The sequence below is a fragment of the Streptomyces viridochromogenes DSM 40736 genome (genome assembly GCF_000158955.1).
Classification (GTDB): Bacteria; Actinomycetota; Actinomycetes; order Streptomycetales; family Streptomycetaceae; genus Streptomyces; species Streptomyces venetus.
On record NZ_GG657757.1, the window covers coordinates 871,205 to 886,884 of the forward strand.

Below are 15,680 nucleotides of genomic sequence, written 5' to 3' on the forward strand. Positions count from 1 at the left end.
GCGGCGGGTGCCGGCCGAGGGCGATCCGCTGCACGGCTCGGTGCGCCTCGCGGCCGAGCTGACCGCCGGTTCGCTCACGCTGCCGGGTGACGAGACCATGCTGTGTGTGACGACGCCGCGTGTGACGGCCCAGTCGGGCGAGGGAGACGATCACGCATGATCCGTACGTAACTCAATCCGTACGTAACTCATCAGACAAAACAGGACGGATACCGCTCACCTGCCCCCTCCCCGAACAGGGGAGCCCAAGAAACCAGTAACATGCGGCGCCATGAGTTCCCCCACTGGACCCGAGTCCGGCCTGCCAGTACGAATGCCGCGACCCCGCCAGCCCGGACGGCACCGCCGTCCCGAGCCGCTGGTGGCTCCCGAGGGCGCGCCGGCGCTCGTCCTCGCCGTGCCGGGCACGCCCAGTAGCGCCACGCGCGGCCTCGCCGAAGAGGTCGTGAGCATCGCCCGCTCCGAGCTGCCCGGCCTCGACGCCCGCATCGGGTACCTCGACGGGGACAACGCGGAGTTCCCCTCGCTGCAGACCGTGCTCGTGCGCGCCGCCGAGGAGCGCACCGCCCGCTTCGAGCAGGCGCGCGCCGCCGGCATGGACGTCAGGGAGCCCGACGGGCCCGTCGCCGTCGTCGTGCCGCTGCTCGCCGGTCCGGACAGTGCGCTGCTGCGCCGGGTCCGCCAGGCCGTCATGGAGAGCCGCATCGCCGCCGAGCTGACGGATGTCCTCGGCCCGCACCCGCTGCTCGCCGAGGCGCTGCACGTGCGGCTCTCCGAGGCCGGTCTGGCCCGCGCGGACCGCGCGCGGCTGTTCACCGTGGCCACCGCCGCCGACGGCATCATCCTGGCGTCCGTGGGCGGTGACGAGGCCGTGCAGGCGGCCGGGATCACCGGCATGCTGCTCGCCGCGCGCCTCGCGGTGCCGGTGATGGCGGCGGCCCTGGACCAGGAGGGTTCCATCGCGTCCGTCGCGGACCAGCTGCGCTCCTCGGGTTCGCAGCAGCTGGCCCTCGCGCCGTATCTGATCGGCCCGGAGATCGAGCCGGGGCTGGTCGCGGAGGCGGCGAAGGAGGCGGACTGCTCCGCCGCGGAGTCGCTCGGGCCGTACCCGGCGATCGGGAAGCTGGCCTTGGCCAAGTACACGACGGCGTTGGGGATCACACCGCAGCAGGCTCAGGGGACGCCTGTTCGCTGACGTCCCCGTCGCCTGTGAAGGCCCGCCCCGTTTCAGGGGCGGGCCTTCGCCGTTGGGGTGTGTGTCGTCCGTCGGGTGCGGGTGCGTTGTGGCTGGTCGCACCTACGCGGCGGAGCCGCACGTCGACGCGGCCCCGCGCCCCTTGGGAGGCTAGCCCCCCATCCCCCCGTCAGCCGAGGATCACGCAGGACGCCGCCGGCACCCTGATGGAGCCTCCGCGTTCCGGGACGCCCGTGTGCGGGTCGGTGGCGAACCAGGTCACGTCGCCGGAGCGTTCGTTGGCGACGTACAGGAAGCCGTCGGAGGCGGTGAGGGCGCGTGGCCAGTGACCGCCGCAGGGCACGGTCTTGACCGGGCTGAGCTTCTCGCCGTCGACGGCCAGGACCGACAGGACGTCCGCTCCGCGGGTGGCGGTCCACACGAAGCGGCCGTCGGGCGAGGTGACGATGCCCGACGGGTAGGCGTCGACGGCCGGTGCGGCGGGCAGGACGGGGGTTTCGGTCAGCGGGGTCAGCACGCCTTCGGCGGCATCCCAGCGGCAGACCGTGACGGAGGGCGTGAGCTCGTTGACGACGTACGCGCGGGAGCCGTCCGGGTGGAAGGCCAGGTGCCGCGGGCCCGAGCCGGGCCGCAGGGCGGTCTCCCGGTGCAGGACCGGGACGCCGTCCGCCAGCGTGCACACCCGTACCGAGTCGGTGCCGAGGTCGACGCTGACGGCCCAGCGGCCGCTCGGGTCGGGCTGCACCTGGTGGGCGTGCGGGCCCTGCTGGCGTGGCGTGTGCGGGCCCGCGCCCCGGTGCCGGAGAACGCCGGAGGCGGATCGCGCGAGGGTGCCGTCGGGGCGGACGGGGACGGCGGTGACGCTGCCCGAGCCGTAGTTGGCGGTCAGGACGTGTCCGGCGAACAGGCCGAGGTGGGTCGGCCCGCTGCCGTCGACCGGCACGGGCGGTCCGGCCGGCTCGGGCTCCTCGTCCCCGTCCACCCGGTACGCGGCGACGGCGCCCTCGGCCGTCTCGCTGACGGCGTAGAGAGTGTCCCCGTCGGGCGAGAGAGCCAGGTAGGACGGGTCGGGGACGGTGTTCACGGCGCCCAGGACGGTCAGCTCACCGCTGTCCGGGTCGACGGCCGCCGTCACGATCCCAGGGCCGCCTGCGGCCGTGAACGACCCGATGAACGCCCGTCGCCTGCCACCGTCCGCCACCGCTGTCCCCTCTCGTCGCCGAGCCGCCCGTACTGACCGCGCAATCGATCATGCGCGGTCTAGACCAACCGGTCAAGGATGCGGTGGGCCTGACGGCGCTCAGGCCCCGGCCAGCGGCGACCCTGACGGCGTGCGCAGCGGCCTGGCCAGCTCCGCCAGGGCCCGTTCCAGTCCGTGCAGATGGGCCAGGGCCGGTTCCGTCGCCGTCGGGCCCTGCGCCAGAGCCGAGACGTCTCCGCCCGCCGTGAGCGCCTCGACCGCGGCCTGGACGCGCCAGCAGGCGGCGGCGAGGCGGGCGTCGTGGGAGGCCTCCGGGTCGGCGGCGACGGAGACCAGGCCGCGGATCTCCCGGGCGCAGTCGTCGAGGAGGGCGAGCACGTGCCGGGCCCGCCGCTTGCGGCCGAGCATCGGGTTCAGGGGGTGGACGAGCGGGGCGACGGAGAGCCGCACCCGGGCGAGCAGCTGCTCCAGTTCGGCCACCCGCGGGGCGGGGTCGGCGTCGGCCGCTCCCGCCAGGCGCCGGGCGGTCTCGGCGGCGCAGGCGTGGACGCAGCGCAGGGCCCGCTGGATCCAGGCGTCGGTGACGCTGTGCGTGGTGACGGGCAGGACGAGGATCACGGCCAGCGCGGCGCCGAGCGCCCCGACGCCGGTCTCGGCGAACCGCAGCGCGAGCAGGCCCGGGCCGAGCACGCCGAGGAGGCCGTAGAGCAGCCCGGCGAGGAGGGTGACCCAGAGCATCATCCAGGTGTAGGAGACGGCGGCCGTGTAGAAGATGCCGAAGACACAGGCGGCGGCGAGCAGGGCCGTGACGGCCGGGTCGCCGTGCACGGGCACGGCGACGAGCAGGCCGAGGGCGATGCCGATGACCGTGCCGAGCAGCCGCCGGAAGCCGCGGACCAGGGTCTCGCCGCGCGAGGCGGTGTTGACGAAGATCCACCAGGTGGCGCCTACGGCCCAGTACCAGCGCTGCCCGGACACCAGCTGGCCGACGACGAGGGCGAAGCCCGCGCCGGCGGTGGCCTGGACGGCCTGCCGGGTGGTCACCCGGGCCAGGCCCGTGCCGCCCGGCGGTGCGGGCACCGCGGGCTGGGGCAGCCCACGCTCGTAGCACCAGAGGCCGAACCGCACCCCGGCGGCGGCGAGGACGGACAGCAGGACGGCGGCGTACAGCTCGGGCAGCTGGGCCGTGGTGGCGTGCAGGAACTGCGCCGCGAAGAAGGTCATGAACGCGAACACGCCGAGGCTGTGCCCGCGCGGGCCCCAGCGGCGGGCGTACACGCCCGCGCCGACCACGGCGAGGAAGGTCAGGTCCCGGGCCACCGGGTGGTCGTGCAGTCCGGCCGCGGCCGTGAGCACGGGCAGTCCGACGGCGGGCAGCAGCACGGTGGTGACCGCCTGGCCGCGGACCGTGGCGTCGGTGACGGTGAACAGGGCGAGCAGGGCGGCCAGGCCGCCGGTGACGGCGCCCGTGAGGGAGTGTCCGGCCAGGCCGCACACGGCGACCGCGAGCGCGATACCGAGCACGGCCCGGGTGGCGAACCGCAACCGCGTCCGCCCCGGATCCGGAGCCATGAACACCCTCTTCAGCACCGCTTACCGCCCCCTTCGCCCGCCGGCCATGAGAAAACATGAAAAAGGCGCCGCGGGGTCCGCAGCGCCATCGACGCCTCCATATCAGCATCCCGGGCACCACTGGCTCAACAGGCTCCTTCTAGACTGGGCCATTGGTGCAGTCATAGTGGCCGGACGGCGGCCGTGACAGAGCCAACGGACGAGGAGGACGCGCCATGCCCGTGGACGAGCTCGACACCCGCATCCTGCGGCTGCTGCTGGAGCAGCCGCGCACGAGCGTGCGCGAGTACGCCCGCATCCTCGGCGTCGCCCGGGGCACGCTGCAGGCCCGGCTCGACCGTCTGGAGCGCGACGGTGTGATCACCGGCGCGGCCCCGGCCCTCTCCCCCGCCGCTCTGGGGCATCCGGTGCTCGCGTTCGTGCACATCGAGGTCACCCAGGGCCACCTCGACGAGGTGGGCGACGCGCTGGCGGCGGTGCCGGAGATCGTCGAGGCGTTCTCCATCACGGGCGGCGGGGACCTGCTGGCCCGGGTCGTGGCGCGGGACAACGCCCATCTGGAGGACGTCGTCCAGAAGCTGATCAGCATGCCGGGGGTCGTCCGCACCCGCACCGAGGTCGCCCTGCGCGAACGCGTCACCCACCGGATGCTTCCGCTGGTGGAGTCCCTCGGGCGCGCGGCCCGGACCTGACCCCTCACGGTCTGCGGATCATGGCCTTTGACATGCTGCCACCATGAGCAATCTCGGCGGCGTGACGGTCATCTTCGATCTCGACGGAACGCTCGTGGACAGCGAGCCGAACTACTACGAGGCAGGCCGGCAGACCCTCGCCGAGCACGGCGTCCCCGACTTCAGCTGGGCGGACCACGAGCGGTACGTGGGCATCAGCACCCGGGAGACGGTCGCGGACTGGAAGGAGCGGTACGGCCTGCGGGCCTCCGTCGAGGAACTGTTCGCCGCCAAGAACCGCCGCTATCTGGAGCTCGCCCGCAGTTCCACGCGCGCGTACCCCGAGATGCGTGAGTTCGTGGAGCTGCTGGCGGCCGAGGGCGTGCCCATGGCCGTGGCCTCGGGATCCTCGCCCGAGGCCATAGAGGCGGTCCTGGCGGGCACGGGTCTGGACGCCCGCCTGCGGACCGTCGTCTCGGCCGACGAGGTCGCACACGGCAAGCCGGCCCCGGACGTCTTCCTGGAGGCGGCCCACCGGCTCGGCGCCGACCCGGCGGGGTGCGTGGTGCTGGAGGACGCCGCCCCGGGGGCCGCCGCCGCGCACGCGGCCGGGATGCGGTGCATCGCCGTCCCGTACGTCCCGGCGCAGGCGGACGCCCCGGAGTTCGCCACCGCCGGGCTGCTGCTGAGGGGTGGCCAGGAGGAGTTCACGGCAAAGACGGCGCACGACTGGCTGGTGCGCTCGGCCGGCCTTTCCTGAACTCGCCTCTCCCGACCCGTTGACGCTCCCCCGTCCCCTCCCTAGGGTCTGGTCGATCATTCGCACAGTGTTCGATATTTCGACCACACGTGAGTACGTGGACACCGCGGAGGCGCACACATGGCTCGGCCCCTCTCCAGACGATCCCTTCTCCAGGCCGCGACCCTCGCCGCGGCCGTACCCGCGCTCTCCCGGGCGGCGACCGGCCGGGCCACCGCCGCCCCCGCCGCGGCGGCGGTCGCCGCGGGAGCCCTCGGCGCCCCGTCCGCCTGGACCGTGCGGCCGTTCGGACTGGAGGACGTGAGCCTCGGCCGGGGCGTCTTCGCCGACAAGCGGCAGCTGATGCTGGACCACGCCCGCGGTTACGACGTGAACCGGCTGCTCCAGGTGTTCCGCGCCAACGCCGGTCTCGCCACGGGCGGCGCGGTGGCCCCGGGCGGCTGGGAAGGGCTGGACGGCGAGGCCAACGGCAACCTGCGGGGCCACTACACCGGCCACTTCCTGACCATGCTGGCGCAGGCGTACCGCAGCACGAAGGAGCAGGTGTTCGCCGACCGGATCGGCGCCGTGGTCGGGGCGCTGACCGAGGTGCGTGCGGCGCTGCGGCGTGATCCGGCGGTGCTGAGCGTCGCCGGGAAGTTCGGGAGCGCCGCCGATCAGGTGCGCGGTTCCTACCAGTACGTGGATCTGCCGGCCGCCGTGCTCGACGGGGTCTCGGCGATCACCCTCTCCGTCTGGGTGCGGCCCACGCACGACGCGAACTGGACCCGTGTCTTCGACTTCGGCAACGACACCACGCGTTACCTGTACCTGGCCGCCCGCAACCAGGCCGGGGTGCCGCGCTTCGCCATCACGACCTCGGGCGCCGGCGGCGAGCAGGGGCTCAACGGCACCGCCGCGCTGCCGCTCGACCGGTGGAGCCACCTGGCCGTCACGCTCGCGAGCGGCACCGGCACCCTCTACGTCAACGGCACGGCCGTCGCTCAGAACACCGCGATGAACCTCACCCCGGCGACCCTCGGCACGCTGAAGAACAATTGGCTCGGCCGCTCCCACTACGCCGCGGACCCGGTCTTCGCGGGCGCCTTCGAGCAGTTCGACGTCTTCTCGCGGGCGCTGACCGGCGCCGAGATCACCGAGTTGCAGAACCGCCGGCCCGCCGACGCCTCGACGGGCCGGGGCGACCTGGCGTCGTACGCCTTCGACGAGACGGAGGGCGGCACCTTCGCGGACACCTCCGGCCGGAACCTGACCGCCACCCTGCGCCGCACCTGGGGCGGGCCCAGCCACCCCGGGTTCCTCGCGGCCTACCCGGAGACGCAGTTCATCGACCTGGAGTCCAGGACCACCTCCGACTACACCAAGGTCTGGGCCCCGTACTACACCGCGCACAAGATCCTCAGGGGGCTGCTCGACGCGTACACCGCCACGGACGACGACCGGGCCCTGGACCTCGCGTCCGGCATGTGCGACTGGATGCACTCCCGGCTTTCGAAGCTGCCGGAGTCCACGCTCCAGCGCATGTGGGGGATCTTCTCCAGCGGCGAGTTCGGCGGCATCGTCGAGGCGATCTGCGACCTGCACACTCTCACCGGCAAGGCCGAACACCTCGCGCTGGCCCAGCTGTTCGACCTGGACCGGCTGATCGAGGCGTGCGCCGCGAACACCGACATCCTCGACGGGCTGCACGCCAACCAGCACATCCCGATCTTCACCGGGTACGTGCGGCTGTACGACGAGACGGGCGAGGAGCGCTACCTCAGGTCCGCGAAGAACTTCTGGGACATGGTCGTACCGCACCGCATGTACGGCATCGGCGGCACCAGCACCCAGGAGTTCTGGAAGGCGAGGGACGTGATCGCGGGCACGATCAGCGCGACCACCGCCGAGACCTGCTGCGCGTACAACATGCTCAAGCTGAGCCGGACCCTGTTCTTCCACGAGCAGGACCCGAAGTACATGGACTACTACGAGCGGGCCCTGTACAACCAGGTGCTCGGCTCGAAGCAGGACAAGCCGGACGTGGAGAAGCCGCTCGTCACGTACTTCATCGGGTTGACGCCCGGTCACGTGCGGGACTACACGCCCAAGCAGGGCACGACCTGCTGCGAGGGCACCGGCATGGAGAGCGCCACCAAGTACCAGGACTCGGTGTACTTCGCGCAGGCCGACGGCAGTGCCCTGTACGTCAATCTGTACAGCCCGTCCACGCTCACCTGGGCCGAGAAGGGCGTCACGGTCACGCAGAGCACGTCCTTCCCCCGCGAGCAGGGCAGCACGCTCACCCTCGGCGGCGGGCGCGCTTCCTTCACGCTGCGGCTGCGGGTGCCGTCGTGGGCGACCGCCGGGTTCGGTGTGACCGTCAACGGGCGTGCGGTGTCCGGCACTCCGAGGCCCGGGAGCTACTTCGACGTGTCCCGGACCTGGCGGGCCGGTGACACCGTCCGTATCGCCATGCCGTTCCGGACGCGGGTGGAGAAGGCCCTCGACGACCCGTCCCTGCAGACCCTGTTCCACGGGCCGGTCAACCTGGTCGCCCGCGACTCCGCCACGGAGTACCTGAAGGTCGGGCTGTACCGCGACGCGGGACTGTCCGGGGACCTGTCGCACTCCCTCACGCCGGTGCCGGGCAAGCCGCTCCACTTCACGCTGGACGGGATCGAGTGGGCGCCGTTCGCCGAGGGGACGGAGGATCCGACGCATGTCTACGTCCGGCGTTCCGAGCCGAAGGCCGTGTTCGGCGGCCGGGACTCCGGGGTCGCCAACCCGGCGAAGGCCGACGGCACCACACTCCTGGACGAGGTCTGGGCCGGGGCGCCGTTCCGGAACAAGGGGGCGCTGGTGTCGCGGGTGCGGTCCACGGTGGACGCGTGGGTGACGGCCGGGCTGCTGAGCGGGGCCGACGGCGACCGGGTGGTGAGCACGGCGGGCGCGGCCTCGTACCGGCCCTGAACCGATGGTGAGCGGCGGGCTGTTCACCGTCGTGGACGGCCCGCACACAGTACGAACTTTTTTGCGGCGGCAGTGATTGTTTCGCCCGCGGCATCCGTACTTCCTGGTGTTGGGCCGTTCATATCCCAGGAGGCACGATGCGCATCTCGCGCAGCACCGCAGGAACCGCGTTCGTGGGCGGTGCGCTGATCCTTACGCTCACGGCGCTCGCCTACCCCAGCATGCTGGGCGTGCAGAACACGGCTTCCGGTCAGGACCGCATCATCGCCAACACCCAGTGGGGTCCGCTGACCGAGGCGGATCGCGACTTCGTGGTAAAGGTGCGCGCGGCCGGGCTGTGGGAGCAGCCGATGGGGCAATTGATCATGGAGCGGAGCACGGCGCCGGCGATGAAGGAGGTCGCGGAGCATCTGCTCGTGGGGCACGGCCGGCTCGACGCGGCCTGCCGCAAGATCTCCACGGACCTTGGCATCACCCTGCCGAACGAGCCATCGCCGCAGCAGCAGCAGTTCGTGGCGACGGCGGAAGGGGCCACCGGCAAGGAGTTCGAGTCCACGGCCGTGACCACCATGCGCGTCGCGCACGGGGGCATCTTCCCGGTCATCGCCAAGATCCGGGCCACCACCCGGAACAGCATGGTGCGGGAACTCGCCGACACGACCAACGACACCGTGCTCGACCACATCACGGTCCTGGAGAAGACCGGTCTGATCAACCACGAGCAGGTCAACCTCCAGATCACCTCCCCGCCCAAGATGCCCCAGGACCAGACGACGCCCCCGCCGCCGCAACCGGGTTCGCCGGTCCGCGTACTGGAGGTCCCGGAGAACCTGAAGGACCTGCAGACGGTCGCCCCCAATCCGTCCTACGGGGCGCCGCAGCCGACTCCGTCGGCCGGCTGAGCGAGGAACGGTTCGAGGGCCGCGCCCCCGCGGCGGGCCCCGAACCTTAGGAACGGCGCCGGGGCTTGCCGCGCCTGTCGCCCTTGGGGGCTCCGCGCCCGCCCTTGCCGGTGCGCTTCGGCGCCGCGGACTTCCCGGCCGCCGACCTACCGGGCATCGGCTTTCGCCGGGCGTCTGCCCGGTCGGTCTCTGTGGCGCCCCGCGCCGGATCCTGCTTGCGGCCCCGCGTGCTGTTGACCGTGCGGCCGCGAACGATGCCGATGAAGTCCTCCACCTGGTCCGTCGTCGCGTCCTCGGGCCAGGCCAGTGCCACGCTCGACTCGGGGGCGTCCCTGAGGGGGCGGTGGGTGAGGTCCTTGCGGTGGTGGAGGCGGGCGAGCGACAGGGGCACGACGAGGACGCCGATGCCGGCCGCGACCAGTTCGACGGCGTCGGCCGTGGTGGCGGGGCGTTCGAAGGCGGGCCGCCCGGGGAGGTCCTCCCAGTCGAGGACGTCGTCGAGGGGGTGCAGCACGATGTCGTCGGCCAGGTCCTCCGGCGTCACCTCGTCGACCGCCGTGACCAGGTGGTCCTTGGGGACGACGACGACCGTCTGCTCGGTGTAGAGGGGGATGGCGCTGAGGACCGTCCGGTCGACGGGCAGCCGGACGAGACCCGCGTCGGCGTCCCCGCCCAGCAACTGCCCGGCCGCCGCCCCTGCGGGCACCTGTGCCAGGGTGAGCGGGACATCGGGCTGCCGCTCGTTCCAGATGCGCACCCACTTGTCGGGCATCACCCCGGGGACGTACACGAGCTGGAACGCGGGGGAATCATCCGAGCTTGTCACCGGGCCAGGTTACCGGCCGTGGTCGGAGGTCGTGCACACGCTCGATACCCTGGACGCCATGACGTCGCACCAGAGCACCCAGACGATGAAGCCCGCTACCGCGGCCAAGAAGCTGGGTGTGTACCTCGAGGCCACACCCGCCGAGTTCCGGGAGGGTGTCGTCTCACGCGCCGAGCTGAACGAGCTCCAGACGAACCCGCCGCAGTGGCTGCAGGACCTGCGGAGCAACGGACCTCACCCCCGCCCGGTGGTCGCGGCGAAGCTCGGCGTCTCCATCGCGGGCCTGGCGCGCGGGGGCGTCACCGAGCCGCTCACCACCGAGCAGATCGAGACGCTGAAGCAGGACAGCCCCGAGTGGCTGGTGCGGGAGCGCGCCACCCAGGCGGAGGTCCGCAAGGAGACGGCCCGGATCAAGAAGAAGCACGCCGAACGCGACGCCTGACCCCCGGCGCCGCACCCTTTCGGACGGCCCCAACCGGATCTTCCGGTTGGGGCCGTCGTCGTTCTCCTGGGGCTCTTCCGGCCCGGTGTGACGTCGGTGAAAAGTTTCAGCCATGTATTGACATGGCGATGAGGCGATCCGTAGCTTGGCCGATCATTTAGATTCGTGAAACTTGTTCACGAATATGAACGGAGCCGTGACGTTCGTGCGCCCCTCCCACGGGAGGGGCGCACGGACTCACTTGCCCGACCTGGGCACCTTCAGCCGGTCCCAGGTGATCTTGCCGGGGATGCCGTCGGCGTTCCGGCCGGAGAAGCCCTGCTTCTGCTGCCAGAGCGCGTAGGACCGGCGGTCGGCCTCGGTCCAGCCGGGGCCGGGGCCGTCCTCGTAGTGGCCGCAGCCCTCGGCGACCAGGCGGCGGCCCATCGCCGTGATGATCGGGGACCGCTGCCCGACGTGGAAGAACGCGGCGCCCGGGAAGGGCTCGTAGGACGGCTTGGGCGCCGGCTTGGGGTCCAGGGCGGGTTTGGTGCCGCCCCCGCCGCCCCTCAGCCGCTGGGCGATGCGCTTGCGCATGCTGTCCATGGTGAACCCGCGCGGGTCCACCTTGCCCGGCTGCCACTCCTTGTGGCCGATGACGGACCGCTCGGACCAGCCGTGGTGGCGGCAGATCGCCGCGGACACCTTCTCGATGGCCTCCTTCTGCGCTTCGGGCCACGGATCCTTGCCGTTGCCGAGGTTGATGCACTCGAAGCCGTAGAAGTGCCGGTTGCCGTCGGTGTCGGCCTCGTTGTCGGTCGGCGGTTTCGACTCGTTGATCACGGCGCGCAGGACGTCGCTGTCGCCGAGCCCGGCGTGGTTGGCCCGGCCGTTGCCGACCAGGTGTACCTCGCCCTTCTTGTCGATGACACCGTGGCACAGCGGGCCGGGCAGGTTGGAGTGGCCGTCGTAGCAGATGTCGACGGAGGCGGCGGTGCCGGAGGTGACGGTGTGGTGGATCATCACGCCGTTCACCGGGCCCCACGGGCCCTTGCTGTTGCGGTTGTGGGTGCGCCAGTTGCGGACCTCGTGGACGGTCACGCCCTCGGCGCGGAGGATCTCCACCAGCTTGGACGCGCTCAGCGGCTTGGCCATCAGTTGTCTCCTTCCACGGCGGCTTCCGCCTCCGCGGTGGTCTGGGACCGCCCTCGCGAGGGGTCCTCGGCGGCCAGCTCCTCACGGCGGGCCTGTTCCTCCGCGGCGAGCGTCGCCTCGTCCGCGGCCGGCATGCTGCTCGCCAGCGGGCCGAAGGCCAGGCGCAGGTCGACCGCGCTGCCCTCCCCCTTGATCAGGGCCGGCGGGGCGAAGTGCCGGGCGATCCCGGCGGGGCCCTGGAGCAGGGGGCGGCGGGCCGGGTCGACCGGCCATTCGACGCCGCCCGTGGCGGTGCGGGCGGGGACGAGCCTGTGGTCGCCGGTGCGGTAGCTGCCGCCCCGCGCGAAGTACACCTCGACACCGTCCTCCAGGGGCAGCCACTCCCCCTCCGCGACGGGAACGGCGCCACCGCGCAGTTTCGGAGCCGCGGTCCTTGCGCTTGAGGCCGCCGCGGTGGTCCCAGCGCGCAGGTACGGGTTCAGGTGCGCGAGCCGTCCGACGCTCGGGGCCGGTTCGGCCGACAGGCGGACACGGCGGCCGGGCAGGTCCAGCTCCTCGACGCGCAGCAGCGGCAGGGGCTCCAGTCGGGAGGCGTAGGCGGTGTCGACGAACTCCACGTGGTCGCCGATGTCCAGGTCCAGCTTGTCGTCGTGGCCGAGCGACGCCAGCTGAACCCAGGTGCCGTCCAGTTCGTCGACCGGGAGGACCACGGACCCGTTCTCGCGGGACCACTTGAAGGTGGCGTCCTTCGCCTCGCCGCCCTCGTGGACCTCCACCCGGTACAGCTGGTTCGTCTGCGCAGGTGCCAACCGCAAGGCCTGTTCAGCCAGTTCCGTCAACACCGCCTCCAACTGCTCGAACCACTCCGCCATGTCTTCATACGGCGCGGCGAGCACCTGAGCCTCACCGAGACGGGCAACGGGTTCCGTGAGACGGGTCACGAGCCGCTCGGGCGTCTTTACGCCGTCCAGGTCGGACCGCAGCGGGGCGAGGACCTGGTCCGAGGGACGGCGGCGGACCTTCAGTTCGTTGAGGTCCCCGCGCGCCACGAGGTCCCGGCCGGTCTCGAAGGTCAGCGACTCCTCGTCCGCGGAGGCGGGCATGCTGTGGCTGTGCGTGCCGCGCGGGATCAGCACGTTCTGGGCCTCGGCACGCGGGTCGCGGTCGAGGGTGTACGCCAGGTGCGTGGCGGCGGCGACGCCGGGGCGCGGCCAGTGCCCGACGAGCCGGCCGAGCAGTACCAGGGAGCGGTGCTCGTTCGCGGTGCGGAGGTACGCCTCGTCGGTGATCCGCTCGGAGTGGAAGGTGAGCAGGTCTCCGAGGACCGCGGTGGCGTCGAGCGGCCATCGAGGGCACGCCCAGAAGACCCCGCTCTCCGACTTCTCCGCGCGTCGTCCACAACCGTCGACGGCCGGTTTCAGCCGGGCGGCATGGACGCGCACGAAGTTGATCGAGCCCTTACGGGATCCACCTTCGAGTGCCCCCTTTCGACCGGGGCATGCCCCACGTAAACGCCAGGCCGCGCCACCCCTTCCAGCGCGTAGAAATATCCACAAACATGGGGTCGCCGGACCGGCACGCGGGGCCCGAAGCCCCGCGGGTCACCGGAGCGTGTCCAGCGTGCGCCCCTCGCGGCGCTGCCGACTGTGCCTGGGGTGGTCATGCAGAGCGTCATGTGGAAACAAGCCGTCGAGTGGCTCGCCGCGGCCGCCACCGACCCCCAGGAGTGCAAACGGGAGTGGGACCACGGCACGGGAACGGCGCTCGTGGAGGCCGGCCGCTACTGGGACGTGCTCAGTGTTCCCGACCGGCTCGGCCTGCTCGCCCTGGACATCCTGTGGCGCGACCCGCTGAAGACGCCCGGTCCCACCCTGGTGGACAGCGCCGTACGCAGAGTGGGGTTCTTCCTGCCGCCGGATCCGGTCAGCGAGTGGATCGGGTTCGGTGTCCGGCACGTCGGGCGGGGTTCCTGGGTCGCCGTGCCACCGCCCTACCGGCCCGCCGGACGCCTGGAGTGGCTCGTCCCGCCGGACGGGACCGGCGCCCTGCACACCCCCGGCACGCTCGAGTCGGCCCTGCGGGAGGCCACCGGCACACTCGCCGTGCTGGCGCCGGTCAGCGCGGAGCACGTGGGGGCCGACCGCTGGTGAGGCGGGGGCCGTCGGGGACGGCGGTGCCCGGGTGCCGGCCGGCGGCCCAGGTGGTGAGGGCGGCCCAGGTCTCGCTCGCGGACGGGGCGGCGAAGGAGACCCACTGGCCGTCACGGTGCTCCGGGACGTCGTGTCCACGGGCCTGCCATTCGGCGACCAGCGCCGCGTAGATGGGCGGATGGCCTCCGTATCCGCTGGTGAGTTCGGCATACGACCGGGGCGCGGCGTCGGTCCCGAGAGGGCGCCGCGCCGTCTCACTGCTGTCCATGCCTGGGCAACGCGACGCGGTACGCCGCTGGTACGCGTGCCGGGCCGCGTCCGTCGGGTCGAGTGAACCCGTCACCCGTACGGCGGCATGCGGGTACCGGACAAACATCCAGTCAGGCGGTCGCCCGTTCAGAGCGGGGCCCTTCGCGGAGGTCGTTTCCGGTGCCGCCTCCAGGCCGGCATGCGGAACGGCAGCCACCGGCTCTGACGGTTTTCTCGACCTCGACCGTATGCGTCCGGTAACACTGACCTCAGGCCGAGGACCGGGCGGGCACCGCGCCAACCGCGCGGCGAACCGGTCCTCCCCGTACGACGGCAGGGAGAGGCCATGTCACAGCGCCCTGACCTCCGGCAGCGCAGGGCCGTGCTGGAGCACGAGTGGTCCCGCTGGGTGCCGCGGCTGAGCGTGCCGGGCGCCCGGCCGGGCGGCAGCGTGGCGTTGCGCCACGAGGTGACCGAGTCCTGGGCGCGTTCGCTGGGCAGCGTGGACCCCGGGCGGGACAGCGCCCCGGTCACCGACGGCGGCCCGGTGCACCAGCGCTGGACGTCCTCGCCGCTGCACCGGCCGGTCTCGGGCCTCGCCGGGGAGCTGCACAGCATCGCCGAGGACGCCGGATTCGTCACGGCGGTCACCGACGAGTCCGGCACCATCCTGTGGACCTGCGGCGGCCCGGCCATGCGCCGCAAGGCCGAGCAGGTCAACTTCGCGCCGGGCGGCCGGTGGGACGAGCAGGCCATGGGCACCAACGCGCTCTCCCTCGCGTTGCGCACCGGCCGCCCCAGCTCCGTCTTCTCGGCCGAGCACCTGGTGTCGGCCCTGCACGGCTGGGTCTGCTACTGCGCCCCCGTGCACGGCCCGGACGGCCGTGTCCTCGGCGTCCTCGACCTGTCCACCACGTGGGACCGCTCGCACCCGCTGGCCATGTCCACCGTGCGCACGCTGGTGTCCACGATCGAGGCCCGTCTGGCCACGGAACAACCTCGCACGGGCGAGGTCCGGCTCACCTGCCTGGGCACCGAACAGGTCGTGCGGGAGGGACGACCACTGCCCCTGCGCCCCCGCCAGGTGGAGATCCTGACCCTGCTCGCGCTCGAACCCGACGGCTTCTCCCCGGAGCGGCTGCGCGCGGCCCTGTACGGCGACCGGCCGGTCACCGCGTCCACCTTCAAGGCGGAGATCTCCCACCTGCGGCGCGCCCTGGACGGCGGCATCACCGCCCGCCGCTATGCCCTGACGATCCCGGTGTCCTGCGACGCGGCCGGTGTACTGCGCGCACTGGAACGGGGCGACACGGACACCGCCCTGCGCCTCTACGGCGGCCCGCTGCTCCCCCGCTCGCAGGCGCCCGGCATCGAGGAGTGGCGCACCCGCCTCGAAGTGGCCGTTCGCGAGGCCGTACTGGCGAGCACCCGCCCGGAGCACGCCCTGCGCTACGGCGAACGGGCGCCGTACGACGCGGAGATCCACGCGCACGCGCTGCGTCTGCTCGGCCCGGACGACACCCGCCGGGCGATCGCGGCGGGCCGGCTGACCACGGCCGAGCGCGACTGAACTCCCCGTCACGGCACCAACCTTGCGCCAACCTCAGGGCACCACAGTGAGGGCTG

General features: G+C 72.4%; 14 protein-coding genes and 1 pseudogene. 8 read left to right on the plus strand and 7 right to left on the minus strand.

The window, feature by feature from the left end; translation table 11 throughout:
* Nucleotides 1-271 precede the first annotated feature (271 nt).
* Nucleotides 272-1,195: a sirohydrochlorin chelatase gene (locus tag SSQG_RS03975; RefSeq protein WP_003988416.1), complete on the plus strand. Its 924-nt coding sequence runs from the start codon at nt 272-274 to the stop codon at nt 1,193-1,195.
* A gap of 169 nt (nt 1,196-1,364) precedes the next feature.
* Here SSQG_RS03975 and SSQG_RS03980 read toward each other — a convergent pair whose 3' ends face one another.
* Both SSQG_RS03980 and SSQG_RS03985 read right to left on the minus strand, forming a co-directional pair.
* Nucleotides 1,365-2,396: a lactonase family protein gene (locus SSQG_RS03980; RefSeq protein WP_003988417.1), complete on the minus strand. Its 1,032-nt coding sequence runs from the start codon at nt 2,394-2,396 to the stop codon at nt 1,365-1,367.
* 99 nt (nt 2,397-2,495) lie between these two features.
* The gene (locus tag SSQG_RS03985; RefSeq protein WP_003988418.1) at nt 2,496-3,986 is read right to left on the minus strand and encodes an FUSC family protein; all 1,491 of its coding nucleotides are present in this window, start codon (nt 3,984-3,986) and stop codon (nt 2,496-2,498) included.
* Between the two features lie 197 nt (nt 3,987-4,183).
* Here SSQG_RS03985 and SSQG_RS03990 point away from each other — a divergent pair, with 197 nt between their 5' ends.
* The 4 genes from SSQG_RS03990 (at nt 4,184) to SSQG_RS04005 (ending at nt 9,253) form a co-directional block, all read left to right on the plus strand.
* Nucleotides 4,184-4,660, plus strand: a complete 477-nt coding sequence (locus SSQG_RS03990) for an Lrp/AsnC family transcriptional regulator (RefSeq protein WP_003988419.1) — start codon at nt 4,184-4,186, stop codon at nt 4,658-4,660.
* Between the two features lie 43 nt (nt 4,661-4,703).
* On the plus strand, nt 4,704-5,399 hold the full coding sequence (locus tag SSQG_RS03995) for an HAD family hydrolase (protein ID WP_003988420.1): 696 nt from the start codon (nt 4,704-4,706) through the stop codon (nt 5,397-5,399).
* A 120-nt stretch (nt 5,400-5,519) separates the two neighbouring features.
* Nucleotides 5,520-8,351 carry a beta-L-arabinofuranosidase domain-containing protein gene (locus SSQG_RS04000; RefSeq protein WP_003988421.1) on the plus strand — a complete coding sequence of 944 codons (2,832 nt, stop codon included), beginning with the start codon at nt 5,520-5,522 and terminating at the stop codon, nt 8,349-8,351.
* A 137-nt stretch (nt 8,352-8,488) separates the two neighbouring features.
* Nucleotides 8,489-9,253, plus strand: coding sequence for a DUF4142 domain-containing protein (locus tag SSQG_RS04005; protein WP_003988422.1), 765 nt, complete (start codon nt 8,489-8,491; stop codon nt 9,251-9,253).
* Nucleotides 9,254-9,299: 46 nt separating this feature from the next.
* On the opposite strand, the gene SSQG_RS04010 is transcribed toward SSQG_RS04005, so the two are convergent.
* Complete coding sequence (locus tag SSQG_RS04010) at nt 9,300-10,079, minus strand: LysR family substrate-binding domain-containing protein (protein WP_003988423.1); 780 nt, start codon at nt 10,077-10,079, stop codon at nt 9,300-9,302.
* 58 nt (nt 10,080-10,137) lie between these two features.
* Between SSQG_RS04010 and SSQG_RS04015 the strand changes: the two genes are divergently transcribed.
* Nucleotides 10,138-10,521, plus strand: a complete 384-nt coding sequence (locus tag SSQG_RS04015; protein WP_039934697.1) for a DUF5997 family protein — start codon at nt 10,138-10,140, stop codon at nt 10,519-10,521.
* Nucleotides 10,522-10,758: 237 nt separating this feature from the next.
* Here the strand turns inward: SSQG_RS04015 and SSQG_RS04020 are convergent, their stop codons facing one another.
* The 3 genes and pseudogenes from SSQG_RS04020 to SSQG_RS43875 all read right to left on the minus strand — a co-directional run.
* Nucleotides 10,759-11,655, minus strand: coding sequence for a peptidoglycan-binding protein (locus SSQG_RS04020; RefSeq protein ID WP_003988425.1), 897 nt, complete (start codon nt 11,653-11,655; stop codon nt 10,759-10,761).
* Nucleotides 11,655-12,470, minus strand: coding sequence for a DUF6519 domain-containing protein (locus SSQG_RS43870; RefSeq protein ID WP_425315012.1), 816 nt, complete (start codon nt 12,468-12,470; stop codon nt 11,655-11,657). Before SSQG_RS43870 ends, SSQG_RS04020 begins: the two co-directional genes overlap by 1 nt.
* Nucleotides 12,444-12,995, minus strand: a pseudogene (locus SSQG_RS43875) (putative baseplate assembly protein); the annotation flags it as partial. The gene SSQG_RS43870 and the pseudogene SSQG_RS43875, both read right to left, overlap by 27 nt.
* Before the next feature lie 321 nt (nt 12,996-13,316).
* On the opposite strand from SSQG_RS43875, the gene SSQG_RS04030 reads away from it, so the two are divergent.
* A complete protein-coding gene (locus SSQG_RS04030) occupies nt 13,317-13,805 on the plus strand; it encodes a hypothetical protein (protein ID WP_039934702.1) in 489 nt (162 codons plus the stop codon).
* On the opposite strand, the gene SSQG_RS38055 is transcribed toward SSQG_RS04030, so the two are convergent.
* Nucleotides 13,771-14,073, minus strand: a complete 303-nt coding sequence (locus SSQG_RS38055) for a hypothetical protein (RefSeq protein WP_052310225.1) — start codon at nt 14,071-14,073, stop codon at nt 13,771-13,773. The genes SSQG_RS04030 and SSQG_RS38055 overlap by 35 nt on opposite strands.
* A gap of 327 nt (nt 14,074-14,400) precedes the next feature.
* Between SSQG_RS38055 and SSQG_RS04040 the strand changes: the two genes are divergently transcribed.
* Nucleotides 14,401-15,624, plus strand: coding sequence for a helix-turn-helix domain-containing protein (locus SSQG_RS04040; protein ID WP_003988429.1), 1,224 nt, complete (start codon nt 14,401-14,403; stop codon nt 15,622-15,624).
* Nucleotides 15,625-15,680 lie beyond the last annotated feature (56 nt).